This window comes from Parasphingomonas frigoris, from assembly GCF_036663815.1.
Classification (GTDB): Bacteria; Pseudomonadota; Alphaproteobacteria; order Sphingomonadales; family Sphingomonadaceae; genus Sphingomonas.
The window spans coordinates 1,071,593-1,095,434 of the sequence record NZ_JAXOJQ010000001.1; the positions used below are offsets into that span (position 1 = coordinate 1,071,593).

19 protein-coding genes are annotated in these 23,842 nt (G+C 69.9%); 11 read left to right on the forward strand and 8 right to left on the reverse strand.

The window, feature by feature from the left end; genetic code table 11:
* The first annotated feature begins 31 nt into the window (after positions 1 to 31).
* Both U1872_RS04895 and U1872_RS04900 read left to right on the forward strand, forming a co-directional pair.
* The gene (locus U1872_RS04895) at positions 32 to 733 is read left to right on the forward strand and encodes an ABC transporter ATP-binding protein (RefSeq protein ID WP_332791727.1); all 702 of its coding nucleotides are present in this window, start codon (positions 32 to 34) and stop codon (positions 731 to 733) included.
* Complete coding sequence (locus U1872_RS04900) at positions 730 to 3,219, forward strand: ABC transporter permease (protein WP_332791728.1); 2,490 nt, start codon at positions 730 to 732, stop codon at positions 3,217 to 3,219. The genes U1872_RS04895 and U1872_RS04900 overlap by 4 nt, the downstream gene beginning before the upstream one ends.
* Here the strand turns inward: U1872_RS04900 and U1872_RS04905 are convergent.
* Entirely contained in the window at positions 3,216 to 3,869 is a 654-nt protein-coding gene (locus U1872_RS04905) for a TetR/AcrR family transcriptional regulator (RefSeq protein WP_332791729.1), read from the reverse strand. The two genes, U1872_RS04900 and U1872_RS04905, sit on opposite strands and share 4 nt — an antisense overlap.
* A 123-nt stretch (positions 3,870 to 3,992) precedes the next feature.
* On the opposite strand from U1872_RS04905, the gene U1872_RS04910 reads away from it, so the two are divergent.
* From U1872_RS04910 to pcaF, 4 genes are all read left to right on the forward strand, one after another.
* A complete protein-coding gene (locus tag U1872_RS04910; protein ID WP_332791730.1) occupies positions 3,993 to 6,371 on the forward strand; it encodes a TonB-dependent receptor domain-containing protein in 2,379 nt (792 codons plus the stop codon).
* 77 nt (positions 6,372 to 6,448) lie between these two features.
* Positions 6,449 to 7,714, forward strand: coding sequence for a spinster family MFS transporter (locus U1872_RS04915; protein ID WP_332791731.1), 1,266 nt, complete (start codon positions 6,449 to 6,451; stop codon positions 7,712 to 7,714).
* Positions 7,715 to 7,804: 90 nt separating this feature from the next.
* A complete protein-coding gene (locus U1872_RS04920; RefSeq protein ID WP_332791732.1) occupies positions 7,805 to 9,226 on the forward strand; it encodes a M20/M25/M40 family metallo-hydrolase in 1,422 nt (473 codons plus the stop codon).
* Positions 9,227 to 9,228: 2 nt separating this feature from the next.
* Entirely contained in the window at positions 9,229 to 10,434 is a 1,206-nt protein-coding gene (pcaF, locus tag U1872_RS04925) for a 3-oxoadipyl-CoA thiolase (protein WP_332791733.1), read from the forward strand.
* A gap of 11 nt (positions 10,435 to 10,445) precedes the next feature.
* On the opposite strand, the gene U1872_RS04930 is transcribed toward pcaF, so the two are convergent.
* The 5 genes from U1872_RS04930 to U1872_RS04950 all read right to left on the reverse strand — a co-directional run bounded on the left by U1872_RS04930 (position 10,446) and on the right by U1872_RS04950 (position 17,176).
* Positions 10,446 to 10,619, reverse strand: coding sequence for a hypothetical protein (locus U1872_RS04930; protein WP_332791734.1), 174 nt, complete (start codon positions 10,617 to 10,619; stop codon positions 10,446 to 10,448).
* A 61-nt stretch (positions 10,620 to 10,680) separates the two neighbouring features.
* On the reverse strand, positions 10,681 to 11,316 hold the full coding sequence (locus U1872_RS04935; protein ID WP_332791735.1) for a hypothetical protein: 636 nt from the start codon (positions 11,314 to 11,316) through the stop codon (positions 10,681 to 10,683).
* A 3-nt stretch (positions 11,317 to 11,319) separates the two neighbouring features.
* Positions 11,320 to 12,741 (reverse strand): efflux transporter outer membrane subunit, encoded by a 1,422-nt coding sequence (locus tag U1872_RS04940; RefSeq protein ID WP_332791736.1) that lies wholly within the window; start codon positions 12,739 to 12,741, stop codon positions 11,320 to 11,322.
* Positions 12,738 to 15,917, reverse strand: coding sequence for an efflux RND transporter permease subunit (locus tag U1872_RS04945; RefSeq protein ID WP_332791737.1), 3,180 nt, complete (start codon positions 15,915 to 15,917; stop codon positions 12,738 to 12,740). Before U1872_RS04945 ends, U1872_RS04940 begins: the two co-directional genes overlap by 4 nt.
* Entirely contained in the window at positions 15,914 to 17,176 is a 1,263-nt protein-coding gene (locus U1872_RS04950) for an efflux RND transporter periplasmic adaptor subunit (RefSeq protein ID WP_332791738.1), read from the reverse strand. The genes U1872_RS04945 and U1872_RS04950 overlap by 4 nt, the downstream gene beginning before the upstream one ends.
* A 106-nt stretch (positions 17,177 to 17,282) precedes the next feature.
* Here U1872_RS04950 and U1872_RS04955 point away from each other — a divergent pair, with 106 nt between their 5' ends.
* Both U1872_RS04955 and U1872_RS04960 read left to right on the forward strand, forming a co-directional pair.
* The gene (locus U1872_RS04955) at positions 17,283 to 17,957 is read left to right on the forward strand and encodes a response regulator (protein ID WP_332791739.1); all 675 of its coding nucleotides are present in this window, start codon (positions 17,283 to 17,285) and stop codon (positions 17,955 to 17,957) included.
* Complete coding sequence (locus U1872_RS04960) at positions 17,954 to 19,267, forward strand: sensor histidine kinase (protein WP_332791740.1); 1,314 nt, start codon at positions 17,954 to 17,956, stop codon at positions 19,265 to 19,267. The genes U1872_RS04955 and U1872_RS04960 overlap by 4 nt, the downstream gene beginning before the upstream one ends.
* Positions 19,268 to 19,389: 122 nt before the next feature.
* Here the strand turns inward: U1872_RS04960 and U1872_RS04965 are convergent, their stop codons facing one another.
* Both U1872_RS04965 and U1872_RS04970 read right to left on the reverse strand, forming a co-directional pair.
* Positions 19,390 to 20,304: a hypothetical protein gene (locus tag U1872_RS04965; RefSeq protein WP_332791741.1), complete on the reverse strand. Its 915-nt coding sequence runs from the start codon at positions 20,302 to 20,304 to the stop codon at positions 19,390 to 19,392.
* Positions 20,305 to 20,398: 94 nt separating this feature from the next.
* On the reverse strand, positions 20,399 to 21,643 hold the full coding sequence (locus U1872_RS04970) for a S8 family serine peptidase (RefSeq protein WP_332791742.1): 1,245 nt from the start codon (positions 21,641 to 21,643) through the stop codon (positions 20,399 to 20,401).
* Between the two features lie 106 nt (positions 21,644 to 21,749).
* Here U1872_RS04970 and U1872_RS04975 point away from each other — a divergent pair, with 106 nt between their 5' ends.
* The 3 genes from U1872_RS04975 to U1872_RS04985 are packed head-to-tail and all read left to right on the forward strand — an operon-like array spanning position 21,750 to position 23,776.
* Entirely contained in the window at positions 21,750 to 22,238 is a 489-nt protein-coding gene (locus U1872_RS04975; protein WP_332791743.1) for a sigma-70 family RNA polymerase sigma factor, read from the forward strand.
* Positions 22,235 to 22,963: an anti-sigma factor family protein gene (locus U1872_RS04980; RefSeq protein WP_332791744.1), complete on the forward strand. Its 729-nt coding sequence runs from the start codon at positions 22,235 to 22,237 to the stop codon at positions 22,961 to 22,963. The genes U1872_RS04975 and U1872_RS04980 overlap by 4 nt, the downstream gene beginning before the upstream one ends.
* A gap of 27 nt (positions 22,964 to 22,990) precedes the next feature.
* A complete protein-coding gene (locus U1872_RS04985; RefSeq protein WP_332791745.1) occupies positions 22,991 to 23,776 on the forward strand; it encodes a UPF0149 family protein in 786 nt (261 codons plus the stop codon).
* Positions 23,777 to 23,842: the final 66 nt, after the last annotated feature.

Sequence of the window (23,842 nt, forward strand, 5' to 3'; positions counted from 1 at the left end):
CGTCGCCAGCGATATCGCCCAGGGAAGAAGGATGATGTCATCCCCTGCCGATAGCGCGTTGATCGTCGCGCGCAACGTTTCGCTCTCGCTCGGCCGCGCGCCGGCCACGGTCGAGATCCTGCGCGGGGTCGATCTCGACGTGACCGCGGGCGACAGCGTCGCGTTGCTGGGACCGTCGGGATCGGGCAAATCGTCGCTGATGGCGCTGCTCGCCGGGCTCGAGCGCCCGACCGGCGGGACCGTGGCGGTGGCGGGACTCGATTTCACCGCGCTCGACGAAGATGCGCTCGCGGTTGCGCGGCGCGGGCGGATCGGCATCGTGCTGCAGGCGTTCCATCTGCTGCCGACGATGACCGCGCTCGAAAATGTCGCGGTGCCGCTCGAGCTTGCCGGCGAGAGCGACGCCTTCACGCGCGCCGCCGACGAACTCACCGCGGTCGGGTTGGGGCACCGCACCGGCCATTATCCCGCACAGCTCTCGGGCGGCGAGCAGCAGCGTGTCGCGATCGCCCGCGCATTGGTCGGGCGCCCGGCGCTGATCTTCGCCGACGAGCCGACCGGCAATCTCGACACCAGCACCGGCGCGGCGATCATGGACCTGCTCTTCGCGCGCCATGCCGAGCGCGGCACGACGCTGTTCGTCATCACGCACGATCGGGCGCTGGCGGCACGCTGCGCGCGCGTGATCGAGCTGGCCGACGGCCGCATCGTCGGCGATCGGCGCAGCGCATGAGCCTCGCCTGGCGGCTGGCGCTGCGCGATCTGCGCCGCGGCGGGCGCGGGCTGTTGCTGCTCGCGATCTGCCTGTTCCTCGGCACCGCGGGGCTCGCCGGGATCGGCAGCCTGGCGGCAAGCATGATCGCCGCGCTCGACGCCAATGGGCGGCAGATCCTGGGCGGCGACCTCGAGCTGAACGTCTCGCAGCGCCGCGCGACGGTCGAGGAGCTCGCGGCGTTCGCGCAGGCCGGGCGGGTCTCGGAGGCGGTGTCGTTGCGCGCGATGGCCGAAGCCGGCGGCGCGACCGCGCTGGTCGACCTGCGCGGCGTCGATGCGGCGTGGCCGTTGGTCGGCAAAGCGCGCCTCGCGCCCGGTGCGCTCGCGCCGCGACCGCATGGCCGCGAGATTGCGATCGCACCCGCGCTCGCCGAGCGGCTCGGCGTGAAGCCGGGCGACACGCTGGGGCTCGGGATGGCACGGCTGCGCGTGATCGGGATCATCGCTGACGAGCCCGACCGGCTCGGCGCTGGCTTCACGCTCGGGCCGCCGGTCCTGGTCGATCTCGCCGGGCTCGACGCGACCGCCTTGCTCCAACCGGGCAGCCTCTACGAAAGCCATTACCGGATCGCGCTGGCCCGCCCCGACAACGCCGCCAGCGTGCGCAACCGCCTGCTCCGCCGGTTCCCGGGCGCGGGCTGGTCGGGCAAGCTCAGCGACCAGTCGGCGGGCGGCTTCCGACGCGGGATCGCGCAGCTCGGCCAGTTCCTCGTGCTCGTCGGGCTTGCCGCACTGGCCATTGCAGGCGTCGGTGTCGGCAGCGGCGTCGCAGCCTATCTCGCGGGCAAGACGCGGATCATCGCGACGCTCAAGGTGCTCGGCGCGCGCTCGGGGACGATCGCGGCGATCTTCCTGACGCAGCTCGGGGTGGTCGCGGCGGTCGGCATCACCGCCGGGCTTTCCGTCGGCGCGGCGCTGCCATGGATCGTCACCGCCGTCGCGGGCGCCGCGCTGCCGGTCCCGCCGCGGCTCGCGCTCTATCCCGTGCCGCTCGCCACCGCGGCGGCGCTGGCGCTGCTCGTCGCCTTGCTGTTCGCGCTGCCGGCGCTCGCGCGGGCGCGCTCGGTGCCCGCCGCCAGCCTGCTGCGTGGCGCGCTGGCCCCGCGCCGGGTGCCGCCACTCGGCCTGCTGGCGGCGATGGCGGGGCTCGTCGTCGCCTTGGTCGCGCTGGCGGTGCTGACCGCGTCGGACCGCCTGCTCGCGCTCGGCTTCGTCGCTGCGATCGTCGGATTGATCGCGTTGCTATGCGGCATCGGCGTCCTGATCCGCTCCCTCGCAGCCAAACTGCCGCGCGCGCGCAGACCGCTGCTGCGCCTCGCAATCGCCAATCTGCATCGGCCTGGGTCGCAGACCGACCGGCTGGTGGTCGCGCTCGGGCTCGGCTTCTCGCTGTTCGTCGCTTTGGCGGTGATCGATTCGAGCCTTGCCGCCGAACTGACCGATGCCGCGCCGGCCAAGGCGCCGCGCTTCTTCGCGATCGACCTGCAACCCGGCGACGCGCCGACCTTCGCGCGCGCGGTCAGGACCGCCGCGCCTTCCGCCAAAATCGAGGCGCTACCGTCGCTGCGCGGATCGATCGTCGCGTTGCGCGGGGTGCGCGTGGCCGACATGAAGACGCTGCCCGAAGGCGCCTGGGTGCTGCGTGGCGATCGCACGATCACCTGGGCTGCGCGCCTGCCGCCGCGCAACGCGGTCGTCGCCGGGCGCTGGTGGCCGGCGGACTATCACGGCCCCCCGCTCGTCTCGCTCGAGGACAAGGCGGCGGCCGCACTCGGACTCAAGATCGGCGACACGATCACCGTCTCGGTGCTCGGCGTCGACGTGCCGGCGCGGATCGCGGCGTTGCGCAAGATCGACTGGGGCGGGCTCGGGCTCAATTTCGCGATCATCTTCTCGCCCGGCTATATCGAGGAAGCGCCGCACGGCCTGCTCGCCAGCGTCTATGCACCGCCCGCGCAGGACGGCGCGATCGCCCGGCGCGTGTCGAGCGCCCTCCCCTCGGTGACGCTGATCCGCGTCGGCGACGTGATCGGGCAGCTCGGCGCGATGCTCGGCCAGATCGCGCTGGCGATCCGCGCCGCCGCGGCGGTGACGGTCGCGGCGGGGATCGCGGTGCTGGTCGGCGCGGTCTCGGCGTCGGGCGATACGCGCCGCTACGACGCGGTAATCCTCAAACTGCTCGGCGGCAGCCGGCGGCAGGTGCTCGGCGCGCAGGCGCTCGAATATGGCGTGCTCGCTCTGGTGCTGGTCGGCGTGGCGTTGGTGATGGGCTCGGCGGCGGGCTGGTATGTCGTGACGCAGATCTTCCACATCGGCTGGGCGCCACGTTGGGACATCGTCGGCGGAACGCTCGCCGCCGCGGTCGCGCTGACGCTCGGCACCGGTCTGGCCGGCAGCCTCCCGGCGCTACGCGCGCGCCCCGCCAGCGCCTTGCGCGAGCTCTAGGCCGAGCGTGGCGGGACGAGGCCGTTGACGAGCATGTCGGCGACGGCGTCGGCGACCGCCTCGGGCGCGAGATCCTGGTCCCACACGCCGTAGCGCAGCCCGAGAAAGACGTTCATCCCCATCAGCGCCCAGGCGTGAACCTCGGACACGTCGCGCCGGATCTCGCCGCGGGCGGCGCCGGCCTCGAGGCGCGCCGCGATGCGGCTGGCGGTGGTCTCGTAATGCAGCTTGAAGGAGGGCGGATCGACGAATTCGGCTTCGTCGATGATCCGATAGATCTCCTTGTGGCCGCGCACGAAGCCGATGAATTCGAGCAAGCCGGCGCGTTCGGCCGCAATCTGGTCGGCCGCATCGCGAATCGCCGGGGCGACGTGGTCGCGCACCTGCCCCGACATGTCGCGCACCAGCGCCCGGAACACCGCGTCCTTCGAATCGAAATAGGTGTAGAAACTGCCGAGCGCGACGCCGGCACGGCGGGTGATCCCGCTGATCGACGCCTCGTGGAAACCGCGCTCGCCAAATTCGATCGCGGCCGCATCGAGGATCGTCCGTAACGTCTTGCGTCCGCGCTCGGTGCGCGGCGTCTTGCCGACGCTCGCCGCGGAATCGCCTTCCGCCGGCGGTGCGTCCGCGGCCTGGTCGTCTGCCATTTTTGCCGCCTCTCCATTTACAAAGTTGAAACCCGGTTCAGCTTTCAGTATAACGACTGCAACGTGCGCACAACCCGGACGATGTCGGGGCCTTCATGGATGCGCCAAAGGAGGGGAAATCTGATGCTACGCTCGAAATCCGTGCGCGCGATGCTGTTCGCAGGTGCTGCGCTGAGCACCCTGTCGGCCGCGCCGGCCTTCGCCCAGACCGCAACCGAAGTCGCTGCCGACGCGCAGCCGCCGGTCGCCGCACCGGCCGATGAGACCCCGAGCGGCGACATCGTCGTCACCGCCCGGCGCCGCGCCGAGACGTTGCTCAACGTGCCGATCGCGGTCACCGCTTTTTCGGCCGACCGGCTCGAGAAGACCGGCGCGGTCGACCTGACCGACATCCAGAACGTCACGCCCAACACGACGCTCAAGAATGCCCGCGGCACCAACTCGACCCTCGCCGCCTTCATCCGCGGCGTCGGCCAGCAGGATCCCGTCCCTGGGTTCGAGGCCGGGATCGGCATCTATCTCGACGACGTCTATCTCAATCGCCCGCAGGCGGCGGTGCTCGACATTTACGACGTCGAGCGGATCGAGATCCTGCGCGGGCCGCAGGGCACGCTCTATGGTCGCAACACGATCGGCGGCGCGGTGAAATATGTCACCAAGCGCCTGCCCGACAGCCCCGAGGCGACGCTCAAGGCAAGCTATGGCTCGTACAACCAGGCCGACGGCATCGTCAGCCTGTCGACCCCGATCGGCTCGCTGTTCAAGGTCGGCGTGGCGGGCGCGCGGCTGACGCGCGACGGGTTCGGGCGCAACACCAACCTCGGCATCGACAATTACAACAAGGACATCTGGGCCGGCCGCGGCACGATCGAGTTCGCCTCGCCCGACGGGCGGATGAACGTGCGCCTGACCGGGGACTATACCGAGGACAAGTCGAACGCGCGCAACGGCTCGCGGCTGATCACCAGCCTGCTGAGCGCGACGCCGGTCCAGTCGAACCCGTTCGACACGCGCGCCGGGCTCAACACCCCCAGGCAGAACATCCAGGCGGGTGGCCTGTCGATGGTGGCGAGCGCCGAGCTGACCGACCATCTGACGCTCAAGAGCATCAGCGCGTTCCGCAAGGACCGCTCGTTCACGCCGATCGATTTCGACGCGCTGCCCGCGGTCGATGTCGACGTTCCCGCGGTCTATCGCAACGAGCAGACCAGCCAGGAATTCCAGCTCGCCTATAAGAGCGACAAGCTCAACGGGCTGATCGGCTATTACTATCTTGGCGCCAAGGCCTCGACCGGCTTCGACGTGCTGCTGTCGACCACGCTGCCCAATTTCAACGCCTATACCGCCGGCGACGTGCGGACCGAGACGAGTTCGATCTTCGGCGACTTCACCTATGATTTCACGCCGCAGCTGAGCCTGTCGCTCGGCGGGCGCTACACGTGGGACGAGCGGCGGTCGTTCATCTTCAAGGCGAGCTACTTCGGGGTGACCTCCGAATTTGGCGGTAACCCGACGATCGTCGGCGCGCCGTCGACCAACTTCAACGGCACGGCGAAGTTCAAGCGCTTCACGCCGCGCGCGTCGCTCAGCTTCAAGCCGACGCCCGACCACCTGCTCTATGCCTCCTATTCGGAAGGCTTAAAGGGCGGCGGGTTCGATCCGCGCGGCTCGGGCACCTCGGCGCCCGACGTCAACCAGGACGGCGTGCGCAGCTATCAGGAAATCTACAACTATCTGCTGTTCAAGCCCGAAGTGGTGAAGAGCTACGAGATCGGCTGGAAGGGCGCGCTGTTCGACAAGCGCCTCACCTTCGCGCTCGACGGTTTCTATTCGGATTACAGCAACGTCCAGGTGCCCGGCTCGGTCGGCTGCATCATCGGCGGGGTGCAGTCGTTCTGCGGCATCACCACCAACGCCGCCAAGGCGACGATCAAGGGCATCGAGCTCGAATCGACCGCGGTGCTCGCGCGCGATTTCGCCGGCGTCGGGTCGAACGTCTCACTCGCCGGCACGCTCGGGTACATCGACGCCAAGTACAAGACCTTCATCGGGCCGACCGGGACCGATGTCGCCAACGTCCGCGTGTTCCAGAACACGCCCGACTGGACCGCGTCGGGCACACTGTCGGCGACGGTTCCCGCCGGGCCCGGCCGCATCAACGCCTCGACCACGCTGTCGTATCGCAGCCTGACGCACCAGTTCGAGACGGCCAGCCCGTTCCTCGACCAGCCCGGCTATGCGCTGTTCGATGCGAACCTGACCTATACCTTCGGCAAGGGGCGCTATTCGATCGGCGTCCACGCCAAGAACATCACCGACAAGCATTACAAGACGTCGGGCTATCAATATATCCGCACCGATCTCGCGGGGAACCCGACCAGCCTGGCGAACGTGCCGGTCCCCAACGGCCCATATGTCCCGACGCTCGGGCGCGAGGGGATCGCCACGGCCTTCTACGGCAATCCGCGGCAAGTGTTCGGCACGATCACCGCCAAGTTCTGAGACGCGCACCATACCATTGCCAGCCACCGGACGCTCACCGATACCGAGCGTCCGGTGCTTTCGTTCGGGATGCCATGATGACCACAGCCGCCACCGCACATCGGCCCGCACGGGCAAATCTCGTGCTGGCGATGCTGCTGCTGGTCTATACCTTCAACTTCCTCGACCGGCAGATCCTCAGCATCCTGGCCACCCCGATCAAGGCCGACCTGCAACTGAGCGACGCGCAGTTCGGCGCGGTCGGCGGGGTGGCGTTCGCCTTGCTCTATTCGGTGCTCGGCGTGCCGCTCGCCTTCCTCGCCGATCGCACCAGCCGCAGCGGCGTGGTGATGTGGTCGCTGGTGGTGTGGAGCGGCTTCACCGCCTTGTGCGGCACCGCGACCGGCTATTGGCAATTGTTCTTCTATCGCCTTGGCGTCGGCGTCGGTGAGGCCGGCGGCGTCGCGCCGTCCTATGCGCTGATCTCGGACTATTTCCCGCCCGCGCGGCGCGCCCGCGCACTCGCCATCTACTCACTCGGCATTCCGGTCGGGCTTGCCGGGGGCGTGCTGCTCGGCGGCTATATCGCCGCTTTGGTCGATTGGCAGACCGCCTTCATCGCGGTCGGCGTGGCGGGGATCGTCGTCGCGCCGCTGTTCCGCTGGCTGGTGCGCGACGTGTCGCGCCCGGTCGTCACGCCGCAAGACGCGGTGCCGGTCAGCGCCGTATTCGCGATCCTCGCGCGCAAGCCCGCTTTCTGGCTGCTCGCCTTCGGAGCGTCGTTCAGCTCGCTGTGCGGCTATGGGCTTGCTCTATGGGCACCCTCGGTGCTGATCCGCAGTTACCACTTCAGCCTGATCGAGACCGGGCAGTTCATGGGCTCACTGCTGCTGATCGGCGGCGTGGCCGGGGTGTTCGGCGGCGGCTGGCTCGCCGATCGGCTCGGGCAGCGCGATCGCGCCTGGTATGCGCGGCTCCCGGCGATCGCCTGGCTGATCACCGCGCCGACCTATGCGCTCGGTTTGCTCGCGCCGAGCCCGTGGCTCGCCTGGCCGCTGCTGCTGGTGCCGAACGCGCTCAACATCCTGTGGCTCGGTCCGGTGACGACCGCGGTCCAGCACCTCGTTCCGCCGCGAATGCGCGCGACCGCCTCGGGCAGCTTCCTGTTCATCAACAATCTGATCGGGCTCGGCATCGGCCCGATCCTGATGGGCGGCCTGTCGGATCATCTGAAGACCGCCTACGGCACCGAATCGCTGCGCTACGCTACGGTCGGCTGCCTCGGTTTCTACGTGCTGGCGGCGGTGCTGGTGCTCCGCGCGGCCGGACCGCTGCGCGGCGGGTGGGTTGACGAAGCGGTGTGACGGCGCGCGCGGGTGCAGCCACGCATCGGCTAGCTTTTTGGCGATGCGCCATCCTATGATCGCGCGATCGATCGAAACGGGGGAATGGCGATGCGTATACTCTTGGCGGCTCTGGCGCTCGCCGCATGCCTTCCCGCCCCCGCCGCGCAGGCGCAAAGCCGCCCCGACCAGCAGGCGTTTCGCGGCCTCTACAAGGAGCTGGTCGAAACCAACACGACGCTGTCGGCGGGGAGTTGCACGCTGGCCGCCGAGCGGATGGCCGCGCGACTCAAGGCGGCCGGCTTCAAGGATGGCGAGATCCGGCTGTTCAGCGTGCCCGATCACCCCAAGGAAGGCGGGCTGGTTGCGGTGCTGCCCGGCACCGATCCGACGGCGCGCGCGATCCTGCTGCTCGCGCATATCGACGTCGTCGAGGCGAACCGCGCCGACTGGGTGCGCGATCCGTTCGTGCTGGTCGAGGAGAAGGGCTATTTCTATGCGCGCGGCGCGTCCGACGACAAGGCGCATGCGGCGATCTTCACCGATACGATGGCGCGGCTGCGCAGCGCCGGCACGCGGCTGCGCCGACCGCTCAAGCTGGCGCTGACCTGCGGCGAGGAGAGCGACGGCGCGTTCAACGGCGCGCAGTGGCTCGCCACCGAGCATAAGGACTGGATCGACGCCGCCTTCGCGCTCAACGAAGGCAGCGTCGGGATCCGCGATGCGACCGGCAAGCCGGTGTCGCTCGGCATGCAGGCGGGCGAGAAGGTCTATCAGGATTTCCGCATCGAGGCGACCAACCCCGGCGGCCACAGCAGCCGCCCGCGCCCCGACAATGCCATCACCAGCCTCGCCGAGGCGCTGGTGCGCGTCGGGCATTACGAATTCCCGGTCCAGCTGAGCGACACGACGCGCGCCTATTTCCGCGAGACTGCAAAGCTGACCGGCGGCGCGATGGGTGCTGCGATGACGCGCCTGCTCGCCAACCCGCGGGACCAGGCCGCAAACGCGACCGTCTCGACCGACGCCACCTACCATTCGATGCTGCGCACCACCTGCGTCGCGACGCGGCTCGACGGCGGCCACGCCAACAATGCGCTGGCGCAGCGCGCGGGTGCCAACGTCAATTGCCGGATGTTCCCGGGCGATCCGATCGCCAATGTCCGCGCGCAGCTGATCACGGCGATCGGCGACCAGACGGTCAGCGTGACCCCGGTCGGCGAGCTCAGCCCGACCCCGCCCGCCCCGCCGCTGACGCCGCTCGTCTATGGCACCGCACGCACGCTCGCCGCCAAGCATTTCCCAGGCGTCCCGCTGCTACCGGCGATGACGACCGGCGCGACCGACGGCCGGTTCCTCAACGCCGCCGGCATCCCGACCTATGGCGTGCCGGGGCGCTTCTCCGATCCCGATGGCAACGGCGTCCACGGCCTCAACGAGCGCAAGTCGGTCGCGGGCCTTTATGCCGAGCGTGATTATCTGTTCGATCTGATCCAGGCCTATGCCGCATCGCCCGAACCTCTCAGGAAGTAGCAATGACGGAAGCCTTTATCTGCGATGCCGTGCGGACCCCGATCGGGCGCTATGGCGGGCTCTTGTCGGGCGTCCGCGCCGACGATCTCGGCGCGGTGCCGATCCGTGCGCTGCTGGCGCGTAACGCCGCGCTCGACCCGGCTCGGATCGAAGAGGTCTATTTCGGCTGCGCGAACCAGGCCGGCGAGGACAATCGCAACGTCGCACGGATGAGTCTTTTGCTCGCCGGGCTGCCGCCGACCGTCCCCGGCATGACGCTCAACCGGCTATGCGCCTCGGGGCTCGACGCGGTCGCCGCGGCGGCACGGGCGATCCGCTCGGACGAGATCGGGCTGGCGATCGCCGGCGGGGTCGAGAGCATGACGCGCGCACCGTTCGTGCTCGGCAAGGCCGACGCGGCGTTCGGGCGCGGCCAGGCGCTCGAGGACACCACGCTCGGCTGGCGCTTCGTCAACCCGGCGCTCGACGCGCTTTATGGCAGCGAGACGATGCCCCGCACCGGCGAGAATGTCGCCGAGGATCATGGCATCGCACGCGCCGATCAGGACGGCTTCGCGCTGCGCAGCCAGCAGCGCGCGGCGGCAGCGCAAGCGAGCGGCTTCTTTGCCGAGGAGATCGTCGCGGTACCGTTGCCGACGCGACGCGGCGCCCCGTCCGTTCAGGCCGAGGTCGACGAACATCCGCGCGGCGACACGACGCTCGCGGCGCTGTCCGCGCTCAAGCCGCTGTTCGCGGGCGGCTCGGTGACGGCGGGCAATGCGTCTGGTATCAACGATGGCGCCGCCGCGCTGCTGATCGCCGACGAGGCGACGATCGCGCGCGAAGGGCTGACGCCGCGCGCGCGCATCCTCGGTTTCGCGTCGGGCGGCGTCGCGCCGCGGGTGATGGGCATCGGGCCGATCCCGGCGATCGAAACGTTGCTCGCGCGTCTGGGGGTGACGATCGACCGCTTCGACGCAATCGAGCTCAACGAGGCGTTTGCCAGCCAGGCGCTCGCCGTGCTGCGCCATTTCGGCGTTGCCGACGATGCCGCGCACGTCAACGCGAATGGCGGCGCGATCGCGCTCGGGCATCCGCTCGGCATGAGCGGGGCGCGCCTCGCGCTGACGCTGGTGCATCAGCTCGAGAAGAGCGGCGGGCGGCTGGGGCTGGCGACGATGTGCGTCGGCGTCGGGATGGGCGTTGCCCTCGCAATCGAGCGGGTGTGATACGCCGCGCGTCACCCCATGCGGTCGGCGCAAAACCACTGACGCGACCAGGGCAGCCGCTTCAGGCCGCAACGGCAGCGCCGACAGTGTCCGACCGCAACGCCGTTGGCGTCGATCGCGAAGCCCGGCGCCGGGTCATGCTGGCCCAGCGCACAGTTGCGCCGCGGCTTGATCCTCGGTTTCATCGTGCCTTTCTTGGAATGCGCCCAAGGATCGGCCGGGCGTGATCGCGAGGGGCTGGCAACATCACCCACGGACCCAGATCCGATCATGCCCGAGGTCGAAGATCACGCGCATGTGGCGAAAGGCGTAAAGCCCGACGATCGGCCGCGCGCCATCGGCGACCTCCACCCCGCGCAGCGTGACCGGGCCGAGCGAGACCGCGCTGCGGGCGGTCAGCCCCGGCGCGGCGACGCCGGTCGCGCTCGACAGATCGAGCTGCGCGACGATTGGCGCACCGCCATCCGTGGAAATCGGGACCGTCAGCGTTCCGTCCGGCGCCCGCGTCACCGCGATCGCGCTGGCCGAGCGTTCGGCCGTGCGCGCCTCGCCCGCCGACAGCGGCTGCAGCGCATGCCGCGCGAAGTCGATCGCGATCGGTTGACGGGCCAGCACGTCCTGGCCGATCCGTAGATCGGCATCCCCCGCCGGCGTCGGCTCGACCGCTGCGCGCGGGATGCGAAACGACTCAGCCCGCAGCTCGACCTTCAGGTCGGGTTTGCCCGAGCGCTCGGTCCGTTCGGCCAGCGCGGTGCTCATCGCCGAGGTCGGCGCGCCCGGCACGATCGCGATCCGCGCCGCACCATTGTCGACCCAGCCGTGCAGCAGCAGCGTCGCCCCCGCCACCACGAACCGGCCGCCATTTCCTCCCATCACAGGCATCGCTCACTCTCCTTGCGCGCTGCCACCGAGCGCCTGATACAAAGCCACGGTGTCGGCGAGCCGTGCGGCGCGCGCCTGGATCATCTGCGCGCGCGCCTGCGCGTCGCTCGCGGTCGCGTTGAGCAAGGCGAGCGTGCCGACGTCGCCGAGCGCGAGCTGGCGGCGGATGAAGCCGAGCGCACGCGTCGCGGCATCGCCCGCGCGCGCGGCGGCGTCGTAGGCGTCGGCATCGGTGCGCAGTCCGGTCAGCGCATCGGACACGTCGCCGAACGCCTGGAGTACGGTCGCGCGATACTGCGCCTTGGCGCCATCGAGCGCGGCCTCGGCGGCGTGCTGCTGGTGGCGCAGCGCGCCGGCGTGGAAGATCGGCTGCGTCACTCCGCCGAGCAGCGACCAGAAGGGATTGCCGCTCTGCAAGATGTCGAACAAATGCTGCGCCGTGCCGCCGCCGGTGGCGCTCAGCGTGATCGCGGGCAGTCGCGCGGCGATCGCGGTGCCAACGTCGGCCCCTGCCCCCTCGAGCTGTGCCCGCGCCGCCGCGACATCGGGCCGCCGCGCGACGAGTTCGCTAGGAAGCAACAGCGGCAGGTCGTGCGGCAAGGCCAGCGCCGACAGAGCGGGCAACGCCGGGAGCGGCGTGCCGGCGGTCCGGCCGATCAGCGTGGCGATGACAACGCGCTGATGCGCTTCGGCGCGGACCAGCGCGGGCAGCGTGCTCTCGGCGGTAGCGAGCGCAGTCTGCTGCGTCGCGACATCGGCCGCACCGACCGCGCCGAGCTGCTGGCGCTTGACCAGCGCCGCGAGGATGTCGCGATTGACCGCGATGCTCGTCTCCCCGGCCGCGATCTGCTCGGCGAGCGCGGCACGCTGGATCACCGCCTCGACGAGGCTAGCGATCACCGTGGTGCGCGCGGCATCGAGCCGGTGGCGCTGCACGTCGGCGGCGGCCCGCGCCGAGCGGATATGCGCGCGGTTGCCGCCGAACAGGTCGGGATTGTAGCTGACCGTCAGCTGCGCGGTGTGGAGCGTGTAAAGCGTCTGGTTCGGATCGGTGACCGCCGGCGCCAGCGCGTTCGAGATGCGCGTGCGCTGGGCCTGATAGCTCGCGTCGACCTGCGGCAAGGCACTGCCCGCGGTCGCCGCGGCCTGCTCGCGCGCCTGGCGCAGCGTCGCCTCGGCGTTCGCAATGTCGGTCGCATGCTGCAGCGCCTCGGCCACCAGCGCATCGAGCGCGCTGCTGCCGAACCCCTGCCACCACGCCGCCGGCACTGCCGCGAGCTGGGTCGCCTGACCGGGCCCACGCGCGGGCGCGAACGCCTGCGGCGCGACCGGCGCCGGCAGCGCGATCGGCGGGACGAGGTTGCGGGGGCCGAGCGTGCAGGCGGTGGTCGACAGCAGTATCAGCAAGCCAAGCGCGCGCTTCATGCCGCGACCTCCCCGGACTTCGGATGATGGCCGACGTCACGGCCGTGCGCCCCGCGATCCTCTGGCGGCACGCGGTGCGAGAAGAGGTCGATCAGCACCGGCAGGACGAGCAGGATCAGGATCGGCGCGAGCGTCATCCCGCCGACCACGACCAGCGCCAGCGGCTTTTGCACCTGGCTGCCGATGCCGTTCGAGAAGGCCGCGGGGAGCAGGCCGATCGCCGCGACCAGGCAGGTCATCACCACCGGCCGCAGGCTGTGCCGCACCGTCGTCGCGAGCGCCCCGGCGCGCGGCGCGCCTTCGTCGATCGCATGGTTGTAGGTCGTGACGACGAGGATGCCGTCCATCACCGCGATGCCGAACAACGCGACGAAGCCGATCGCCGAGGAGATGCTGAACGCCGTCCCCGACACCGCGAGCGCGAGCACGCCGCCGATGATCGCCATCGGGATCGCCGAGAAAGCCAGCAAACTGTCGCGGATCGAGCCGAAATTGGCGTAGAGCAGCAGCAGGATCAGCAGCAGGCTGATCGGCACCACCACCTCGAGCCGGGCGACGGCATTGTTGAGATTGTCGAGCTCGCCCGCCCATTCGAGGTGATAGCCCGACGGCAGATGGACGCTGCGCGTGATCTCCGCCCGCGCCTGCTCGACCGCACCGCCGAGATCGCGCCCGCGGACCGAGAATTTGATCGGGATGTAGCGCTCCTGATGCTCGCGATAGATGAACGATGCGCCCGAGGTCAGCCGCACGTCGGCGACTTCGGACAGCGGCACCTGGATCGTGCCCGAGCCATTGGGCGCCGGTGCGCCGACGGTGATGCGGCGGATCGCATCGACGCTGTCGCGCTGTTCGGCGCGCAGGCGGACGACGATCGGGAAGTGGCGGTCGGTGCCCTTTTCGTACAGGTCGACGGTCGACTGCCCGCCGATCGCCGCGGCGACGGTCGCGTTGATGTCGTCGGGCGTCAGGCCATAGCGCGAGGCCCGCGCGCGATCGACGTCGATCCGCACCGTCGGCTGGCCGAGCGACTGGAACACGCCGAGATCGACGATCCCCGGCACCTTGGCCATCCGGTCCTTGATCTGGTCGGCATAGTGTTCGAGCGTCGCGAGATCGGGGCCGAACAGCTTGATCGAATTGGCGCCCTTCACCCCCGAGGCGGCTTCCTCGACATTGTCCTCGATATATTGCGAGAAGGAGAAGTCGACGCCGGGATATTTCGCCTGGAGCTTCTTCGACAGTTCGGCGGTCAGCGTCTCCTTGGTGACGCCCGCAGGCCAGGTGTCGAACGGTTTGAGCGGCACGAAGAATTCGGCGTTGAAGAAGCCTGTCGAGTCGGTCCCGTCATCGGGCCGGCCATGCGCCGAGAGCACCGAGTCGACCTCGGGATAGGCCGCGATCATCCGCCGCACGCCGTCGACCACGGGTTGGCCGGCCTCGAGGCTGATCGACCCCGGCAGGCTCGCGCGAATATACATGTTGCCCTCTTCGAGATGCGGCAGGAACTCGATCCCGAGCGAGCGCATCCCGAGCAGCGCCGCGCACAGCAGCAGCACCGCCCCGCCGACCGCGATCACGCGGTTGCCGAGCGCGAAGGCGGCGGCCGGCTCGTACGCCCGGCGCAGGCGCGCCACGATCCAGGTCTCGACCTCGGACAGGCGGTCGGGCAGCAGCAGCGTCGCCAGCACCGGGGCGACCGTGAAGGTCGCGATCAGCCCGCCGCTGATGGCGTAGGCATAGGTCTTCGCCATCGGGCCGAAGATGTGGCCCTCCACCCCGGTCAGCGTGAACAGCGGCAGGAAGCTCGCGATGATGATCGCGGCGGCGAAGAAGATCCCGCGGCTGACCTCGTGGCTCGCGCCGAGCACCGCCGAAAAACGGCTCGCGAGCGTGTAGTGGCCCTGCTCGGTTTCGACCCGCGCCGAGCGCTCGACCATGTGACGGAAGATGTTCTCGACCATGATCACGCTGGCATCGACCACCAGCCCGAAATCGAGCGCGCCGACCGACAGCAGGTTCGCGCTCTCGCCCTGCAACACGAGGATCAGGATCGCGAAGGCGAGCGCGAAGGGGATCGTCGCCGCGACGATAATCGCGCTGCGCAGGTTTCCGAGGAACGCCCATTGCAGGAAGAAGATCAGCGCGATCCCGGCGACGAGATTTTCGAGCACGGTGTGGATCGTCAGCTTGATCAGGTCGGACCGGTCGTAGATCCGGTCGAGATGCACGCCCGGCGGCAGGATGCCCGAGGCGTTGATGTCGGCGACTTCCTTCTGCACCGCTTGGATCGTCGGCATCGACTCCGCGCCGCGCTGCATCAGCACGATGCCCTGCACGATGTCGTCCTGATTGTTGTACCCGGCGATGCCGAGCCGCGGCGCATTGCCGATCTCGACCCGCGCGACGTCCTTGATCAGGATCGGCTGGCCATTGGCGGTGCCGACCAGCACGTTCTCGATCCCCGAGACCGACTGGATCAGCCCGACGCCGCGCACGATCGCCGCCTGCGCGCCGAAGTTGAGCGTCTGCCCGCCGACATTGCCGTCGCTCTTCGACAGCGCCGCAAGCACCTGCGCCACGGTGACGCCGCGCGCGGCAAGCTTGTCATTGTCGATCACCACGTCGTAGGCGCGCAGCTTGCCGCCCCAGCCGGTCACGTCGATCACGCCCGGGATGCGCTTGAAGCGGCGCTGCAGCACCCAGTCCTGCAACGTCTTCAAATCCATCACCGAATAGCCCGGCGGCGCGGTGATCTTGTAGCGATAGATTTCGCCCACCGGGCTCGTCGGCGACAGCGTCGGCTGCGCCCCGCCCGACAGCGGCGGCAGCTGCGACAGGCGGTTGATAACCTGCTGCTTGGCGGCCTCGTTGGTCAGATCGTAGCTGAACTGGATCTTGATGTCGGACAGGCCGAACAGCGAGATCGCGCGGATTGCGGTCAGATGCGGGATCCCCGCCATGCCGACCTCGATCGGGATGGTGACGTTGCGCTCCATCTCCTCGGCCGACAGCCCTTGCGTCTGCGTGATCACCTCGACCATCGGCGGGACGGGGTCGGGATAGGCCTCGATATTGAGATTCCAGAAACCGACCGCGCCCGCCACCAGCATCGCAGCGAAGATGCCGACGATCAGCAGCCGCTGGCGCAGCGCGAATTCGACGATGCGATTCACGCGCCGAGCCCCGCTTCGTTGACGAACAGCGCGCCCGCCGTGACGACGCGCTCACCCGGCTGCAGACCGCGCACGATGACGACCTGCCCATCCTGCTCGTCGCCCGCAGTGACATTGCGCGCCTGCAGCAGGCCGTCCGGGCGGACCACCCAGACGCGCGCGGCATCGCCCTCATGGATCACCGCCTCCGCCGGCAGGCGCAGCACCTGCCCCGCCTGCGGGCGCTGGATCGAGAAGCTCGCGAACATTTGCGGCTTCAGCGCGCGATCGGGGTTGGCGATCGTCGCGCGGACCGGCAGGCGGTGCGTCTGCGGATCGAGCGCCGCGCCGACCAGGTCGATCGTCGCGTGGAAGCTGCGCCCCGGCAGCGCCGGCGTCGTCACGGTCACGGCATCGCCGACATGGACGCTGCTGGCATCGCCCTCGGCGAGCTGCGCGATCAGCCAGACGCGCGACGGGTCGGTGATCGTCATCACCGGCTTGTCGCCGCCCTGCGCGACATATTGCCCGGCCGAGACGTCGCGCGACGCGATCAGGCCGGCGATCGGGGCGTGCAGCGTCGTCTGGTCGTGGATCCCCGACACCTCGCCGACGCCCTCGAGCGCGCCGATCTCGCGCGTCGACTTGCCGAGGATCGCCAATTTGTCGCGCGCCGCGCCGAGCGCCGCCGCGGTGGTCCGCGCGGTCGCCTGTGCCGCGGCGAGATCGCTCTGCGCCTGCTGATAGTCCTTCTGCGCGCCGCCGGCGGTCTCGAAGATCTGGCGCTGCCGCTCCGCCGTCCGCGTCGCGGTGGCGAGCTGCGCCTGGGCATTCTGCGCCGCTGCGCGCGCCGCGAACAGCCCACTGCGCGCATCGACGAAATCGCTGGTCTTGACCAGCAGGAGGGGCTGCCCCTGCGTCACATATTGCCCGGCATCGGCGAGCACGCGGACGACCTGCCCGGCATAGGGCATCAGCACGGGCGTACTGCGATCGCCGTCGACGGTGATCGCCCCGCTCGCGAGCAAATGCGTGTCCGACGCGCGATACCCGACCCGCACCGTTTTCAACGCCGCCATCTGCTCGGCGCTCGGGCGGAAGGTGCCCGGCGGGGTCGTCGCCACCGCCACGGGTGCGCGCGCGGTCAAGGCCGCGATCGCCATCCACGCGAGGCAGAGCAGGATCGCCGCGCCCGCGACGATCGAGAGCCAGCGGACCTGGACGGCGCGCGGCAGGACCTTGGCGGGTGGCAGCGATTGGGGAGGTGACGAAGCGTGCATCGGGTGCCCTGTTCCGGTGGAATTGGGTCCGCTATGCGCCCTGGCTTACAGCGCGCTTACAAACGGGCTATGCGCCGCGAAATCTGTTGCAGTGCGGAAGGATGGGATGCGGATCCTGCTGGTCGAAGACGAAGCGGCGGTTGCCGAGGCCCTGATCGGGGCCTTGTCGCGTCGTGGGCTGGCGGTCGATCGCGCGCGGGACGCCGCGGAGGCCGATGCCTATCTCGCCGCGATCGATTACGCCGCAATCCTGCTCGACCTGGGCCTTCCCGATGGCGACGGCATGGATCTGCTGGTCGGCATGCGTGCGCGCGGGGATACCCGACCGGTGCTGCTGCTGACCGCGCGCGGCTCGCTCGACGCGCGGATCCTCGGCCTCAACGAGGGCGCGGACGAATATATGGTCAAGCCGTTCGACGTCGACGAACTGCATGCGCGGCTGCTCGCGGTGCTGCGCCGACGCGACGGCTATGTCGGCCGCTTGCTCAGCTGCGGCGCGTTGCGCTTCGCGGTCGATACGCGGATCGCCACCGTCGGCGAGCGCGTTCTTGCCTTGTCAATGCGCGAGACCGAGTTGCTCGAACTGTTGCTGCGCCGTGCCGGTCGCGTCGTGCCCAAGCGGATCGCCGAAGACCAGCTGTTCGGCCTAGACGGCGATCTCGGCTCCAACGCAATCGAGGTCTACGTCCATCGCCTGCGCAAGCGGCTCGACGAGGCCGCGACCGGCACGCAGATCGTCACGGTGCGGGGTGTCGGCTACATGCTCGTGCCGACGCCGTGAGGCGCGTCGCCGCGCGCTCGCTGCTCGCGCAGTTCGTCGTCCTGCACATCGCGGTCGCCATCGCCGCCGCGCTCATCCTGCTGTGGAGTGCAACCACCCTGCTCCATCAGACCGCAGACCATTTCCAGCATGACCTGCTGCGACGGCAGGCGCACTCGGTCGCCGGCGCGCAGACCCGCGGCGAGACGGCCATTCTGCCCGTACTGCTGACCGACGGCATGGCCGTCGCCACGATCAGCCGCTCGCGCCGCATCGAGCAGGTGAGCGGGCCCGAACGCCAAGAGATCCTCGCCGCAGCCCCGCTCGACCGCGCCGCGCACTTCTTCCGGCGCGGTGCGATCGAGGGGTATAGCGTGCCGACCACGTCAGGATGGATCGTCGTCTCGCAGGACGATACCGATCCCGAAGTGGTGACCGACGATATCGTCCGCACCTTCCTCAAGCGCTTTGCGCTGGTCAGCCTGCCGATCGCCGCACTCGTGCCGTTGATCGGCGTGCTGCTGACGCGGCGGCTCACGGTGCGGATGCGGCAGGTCTCGGCGATCGCCGCGACGATCGGGCCGCGTTCGTCGACCACCCGCTTGCCGCTCGGCGTGCTGCCGCTCGAGGCCGAGCCGCTCGCCCGGGCGACCAACGCCGCACTCGACCGGCTGGCCGACGCGCTCCACGTCCAGGCCGCGTTCGCGGCCGACGTCGCGCACGAACTGCGCACGCCGCTCGCCCTGATCCGCCTGCGCGCCGATGGCATCGAGGATGCGGCCGTGCGCCAGGACATGACGCGCGCGGTCGATCGCGCCGCGCGGGTCATCGCGCAGCTGCTCGCCCTGGCCGAACTCGAGCAGCCGCTCGCGGTCGACGCGCTGCCGATCGACCTCGCCACGCTCGCCGAGACGGTCGTCGCCGATCGCGCGCCGGCGATCTTCGCCGGCGGCCGCTCGATCGCGCTCGAGGCGGATAGCGACACACGGCTGGTGCCGGGCTATCGCGAGGCGATCCTGCTCGCGCTGGAAAATTTGGTCGACAATGCCGCCAAATATACCCCGCGCGGAACAGCGATCGTCGTCCGCCTCGGCCCGGGGGCGCAGCTCGCTGTCATCGACGACGGCCACGGCGTCCCGGCGGCGCAACTCGACCGGCTGAAGGATCGCCGGTGGCGCGGCGACGCGACCGGCGTCGAAGGATCGGGCATCGGCCTTTCGATCGTCGACCGGATCGCCCGCGCGCATGGCGGCGTGCTCACCGTCGCTCGGGGGCCCGGTGGGCGCGGCCTGGCGTTTCACATGACGCTGTCGGACTTGGCGGAGGCCTGAGCGAGCGGTCGATCGCGCCAGCGCGGTTCGGGCAACCGCTCTGGCGGGCCGCGGCATGCCATGGCCCGAACGCATTGCGCCCGGGCCGAGGCTGTTCCTGCGCCGGATGGCTCAAGACGTGCTCACTGCGCGGTCTTCTGCACCTCGCTTTGCCCCATGGCAGATACGAGAACGCCGCCCGTGCCGCTGAAATTGGCCGCCGGAAGCGTCGCAATCGTATCACCGACCTTCATGCTGATCGTCTCGATCCGGCCTTGGCCGTCGGTCGCCACTGAGCGGACCCGGCCGATCACGGTGCCGGCCGTGTCGCGCACTTTCATGCCGCGCGTGACGGTAAAGCCGCCCGACCCGCTCGCGGCGCCGCTGGCCGCCGACGAAAAATCGTCCGCGCCGCCGGTCGCACCGCCGACGGCGCTGCCATCGGCCGAACCCGCGCCCGACGCCGAACCGTTGCCAGATGTCAGCGCCCCGGCGCGATCGCGCGCGGTGCTGACGACGTTTCCGACGCCGTCACGCACGCGCCCTACGCTTGTGCCGGCGCGGTCGCGAAGCGTAGCGGTCGTGGTCCGCGCGGCGCCGACGGCATTGCTGGCCGCGCTCTGAAGCGCATCCGTGCCGATCAATTGCGCGGTGCCGCTGCCAGAAGCGGCGCCGCTGGCAGTGCCGGACGTCGCGCCGCCTGCCGGGCCGGTCGCGTGGGCGATGCTCCCGCCGAGCGTGCCATCGACCGAGCGGCTCGCCGAAAGGCTGCCCTTGCGGCGATCGACCTTGGTCGACCCGCTGGTCGACGCGCGGTTGTCGAGCGTGCCCGTGGTCGTCGAGCGCACGTCGCGGCTGAGCGTCGAGGTCCCGTTGAGCGTGCCGCCGAGCGTCCCCGCGCCGGTTCCGGCGATGCCACCCAGGCCGCCGAGACCGCCTCCGAGCGAGCCTCCCAGGTTGCCGCCGAGCCCGCCGCCGCCGCCCAGCAACTGCGCCATCGCAGGCGCCGCGCCGCATGCGAGTGCGATCGCGGCGGTACCGATAAGAAAAGCCTTCATGATGTCGTTCCTTCCTATGATCGTGCGGGCGCCTCAGCGGGCCCTCACAGGAAGAACGGGTGAGATGTGGCGTTTAATCCGCGCCGCTGCTTCATTATTTCGCGGTCGTCCTGCAGCCTTCGCACAGGATGCCGCGGCCGTAGCGGCTGGCCGGACCGGCCTTGCGCGCTTCGCCATCCGCCGCCCGCAGCGCGGCCGCGCGACCACCGGCGGCGAAGCGCGAAAGCCGCGCGGCGGCAAGCGGCGCCGCGAAGGACGTGCCACGTACCGCGACCGCGCGTCCACGAACATCGGCGGCAAGCATGTCGGCACCCGGGGCGGCATAATCGAGATGCAGCGCATGCCCCGCCTCGATCAGCACGCGCCCGCGCCGATCGACGCCCGTCACTGCGATCACGCCGGGGTAGGACGCGGGATAGGAAGGCGGCGCGGCGGGACCGTCGTTACCGACCGCGGCGACAACGATCATGCCGCGGGCCTGCACCGCCTGCACGACGCGCGCGAGCAGGGGGTTTGCGGGTCCGATCAGGCTGATCACCGTCACTGGGACGTGCTCGCCGCTGAGCCACGCCAGCGCCTTGGCGATCGCGAGCGCGTTGCCACCTGCCGGATCGGTGCCGAACACGTCTGCGACGTACAGCCGCGCACCGGCCGCCGCGCCGCTGATCCCGCTGCCGCCGATCAACAGCGATGCGACCGCCGAGCCATGGTTGCCCGGCGACGGCGCGCCGATCGCGAAGCCGCGCTGCTCCACCCTGCCATCGCCGCCCGCTTCGCCGCCACCCACCCCGCCATCGATCATCCCGATCGCGCCAGCCGCGTTCGCCGGCGCGATGGGCACGCTCGGTGTCGCAACGGCTGCGGTGGCGCCGCTTGCGAAATGCAGGTGATCGGCCGAGACATCGTGCCCTCGGGCAAGCTTGCGCATCGCGCGCAGTCCGTCGGCCAGCGATCTGCCGCGCGGCACCTCGAAACCTGCGTAGCCGATCCCGAGGCCGCCAAAGTCCCCCCGATCCGCCAGCACGAAGCCCGCCCGCGTCGCCGCCGAGACGAGTGCGTCATCGGGATCGCTGACGAGGACGCTACCCGCGCGGGCGGGGTCGCCATGGTCGTCCAGCGCGATCTCGCCGCGATGGTCGCGCAACAGGGTCGCTATCCGATCGAGCCGATCCTGCGCCAGCGCCGTTACGGCCGACGGCAGTTCGGATGCCGCCCTGACCGTGTCGGTGACGCCACGGACCGCACCGCGCACCACATCGGGCACTTGCGCGGGGAACAGTTGCGCGGCCGCGGGGACGGCGCACACTAACAAGACGAGAATGGCGGCGCGTTGGAGCATCGTGCGAACGAGCCTAGTCGGGGCGGGTGATTGTGTCATGTCCAGGGATGAAACGGATCTCGGCATCCGTTTCATCCATATCCGCAGCACGGAAGGGCGAGCAGGCGTGGAATTCGACGAGGCGTTGATCGGACTGCTGCCGCGTTTGCGGCGGTTCGCCCGCACGCTGGCTTTCGCGCCCGCGGATGCGGACGATTTATGTCAGGCGACCATCGAGCGGGCGTTGAAGGCGCGCGATCAATGGCAGCCCGGAACGCGACTGGACAGCTGGATGTACCGTATCATGCGCAATGCCTGGATCGACACCGCCCGCGCAACCAAACGACGCGGCGAGACTTTCGTAGACGCAGCGGCCGGCGATCATGTCGGCGACGCGGGGGACCGCGCGATCGAGGCGCGCGTCGAGCTCGCGCACGTCGGCCGCGCGATGGCGAAACTGCCGCTCGAACAGCGTGAAGCGGTTGCGCTCGTTCTGGTCGAGGGGCTCGCCTACAAGGAAGCGGCAGCGGTGCTCGAGATTCCGATGGGCACCCTCACCTCGCGCCTCGTGCGCGGACGCGAGGCTTTGACGCGAACGCTGGGAGAAGCGGCATGAGCGGTGCGATCGATCCCGAAATGCTGATGGCCTATGCCGATGGCGAGCTCGATCCGCTCTCGGCCAAGCGCGTCGAGCGCGCCATCGCGGGCGATCCGGAGGCGGCGGCGACGGTGGGGCGCCACCGTGCGCTCCGTGAAACGCTCGGTCGGGCGTTCGATCCGATCGCCGCGGAGGTCGTCCCGCCGTCGCTCCGCGCCGCAGCGATATCGCCGAATGTGGTCGATCTGTCATCGGCGCGCGCAGGGCAGCGGCCGACCCGCGCAACCGGCGGGTGGGCGATCGGCGGCGTGATCGCGGCGAGCCTCGCGCTCGGTCTCTTTCTGGGCGATCGGCTCGGGGAAGACGCTCCGATCGCCAGTCGCGACGGTCGACTGGTCGCGTCGGGCAAGCTGGCGTCCGCCCTCGACACGCAGCTCGCGTCCAATCAGGGCAGCGCGACGACGACGCGCATGCTCGTCAGTTTCCGCGATCGGTCGGGCGCGATCTGCCGGACGTTCACCACCCCCGCGCTTGGCGGTATCGCCTGTCGTGACGGCGACGCGTGGCGGATCCAGGAAACGCGTGGGCGGCGCGCACCGGCCGCGACCGACTATCGCCAGGCGGGTTCGGACGACGCCGCGCTCATGGCCGACGCCGAAGCCGCGATGTCCGGGGAGCCGTTCGACGCGGCGACCGAGGCGCGCGCGCGGCAGGATGGCTGGCGATCGCCGCGGCAGCATTGAACGCATACCCCTTGGCGAAGGACAGGTGTGACGCGGCAACGCGAGGCCAGTCCGGACCAAGCGCGTTCAGCGGACAAACGCGGCCCCTTTCCCCGGACGATGGAATCTTTCGACGCGCAATGGGTGCGGAACACCGACGGATCGGCTATCCGCCGCGTCATGCGCCCATTGCCCTCCCGTCACCGCCGCCTTGACGACGCGCTCGCCGACCTTCCGCTCGACGAGCCGATGCTGCTGACCGAGCTGGACGGCTTCCTCACCGGTCTGCTCGTCGCTCCCGAGTTGGTCGCGCCGGGCGAGTGGCTCCCGATCGTGTGGGGCAGCGAGCAGCATGGCGCAGCGCCGTTCGACGACCCCCTCGACGTGCAGTGGTTCACCGACGCCGTGATGGCCCGCCACGCCGAAATTGCCCGCGATCTCGGCCGGGGCAAGCCGAGGCCGATCTTCGACGTCGACGACCGCACTGGCGACGTGCTGTGGGAGCTGTGGATCGACGGCTTCGCCGAGGCGATGGCGCTGCGGCCCGAGAGCTGGGCGGCGATCGCCCGCAGCGGCGACGCAAGCGCCGCGGCTGCCTTGTCGCGCCTGTCGCTGCTGATCGCGATCGCTCGCAACGAGAGCGCGCTCGACACGATCGAAATCAACGCGATCGACGATAACGCAGCGGACGAGATCGCGACCAGCATCGTCGCGCTGCATGCGTGTCGCCCGAATGGTGCCTCGGCACCCGCGGAGGCGTCGGCCGTCAAGGTCGGCAGGAATGCCCTTTGCCCGTGTGGTTCGCAAAAGAAGTTCAAGCGCTGCTGCGGATAGGCGGCTCGGCAACGCGCTGTGCATAGCGCACGCTGCTGCGCGCCGGCGGTGCAATCGCTGCGGAAG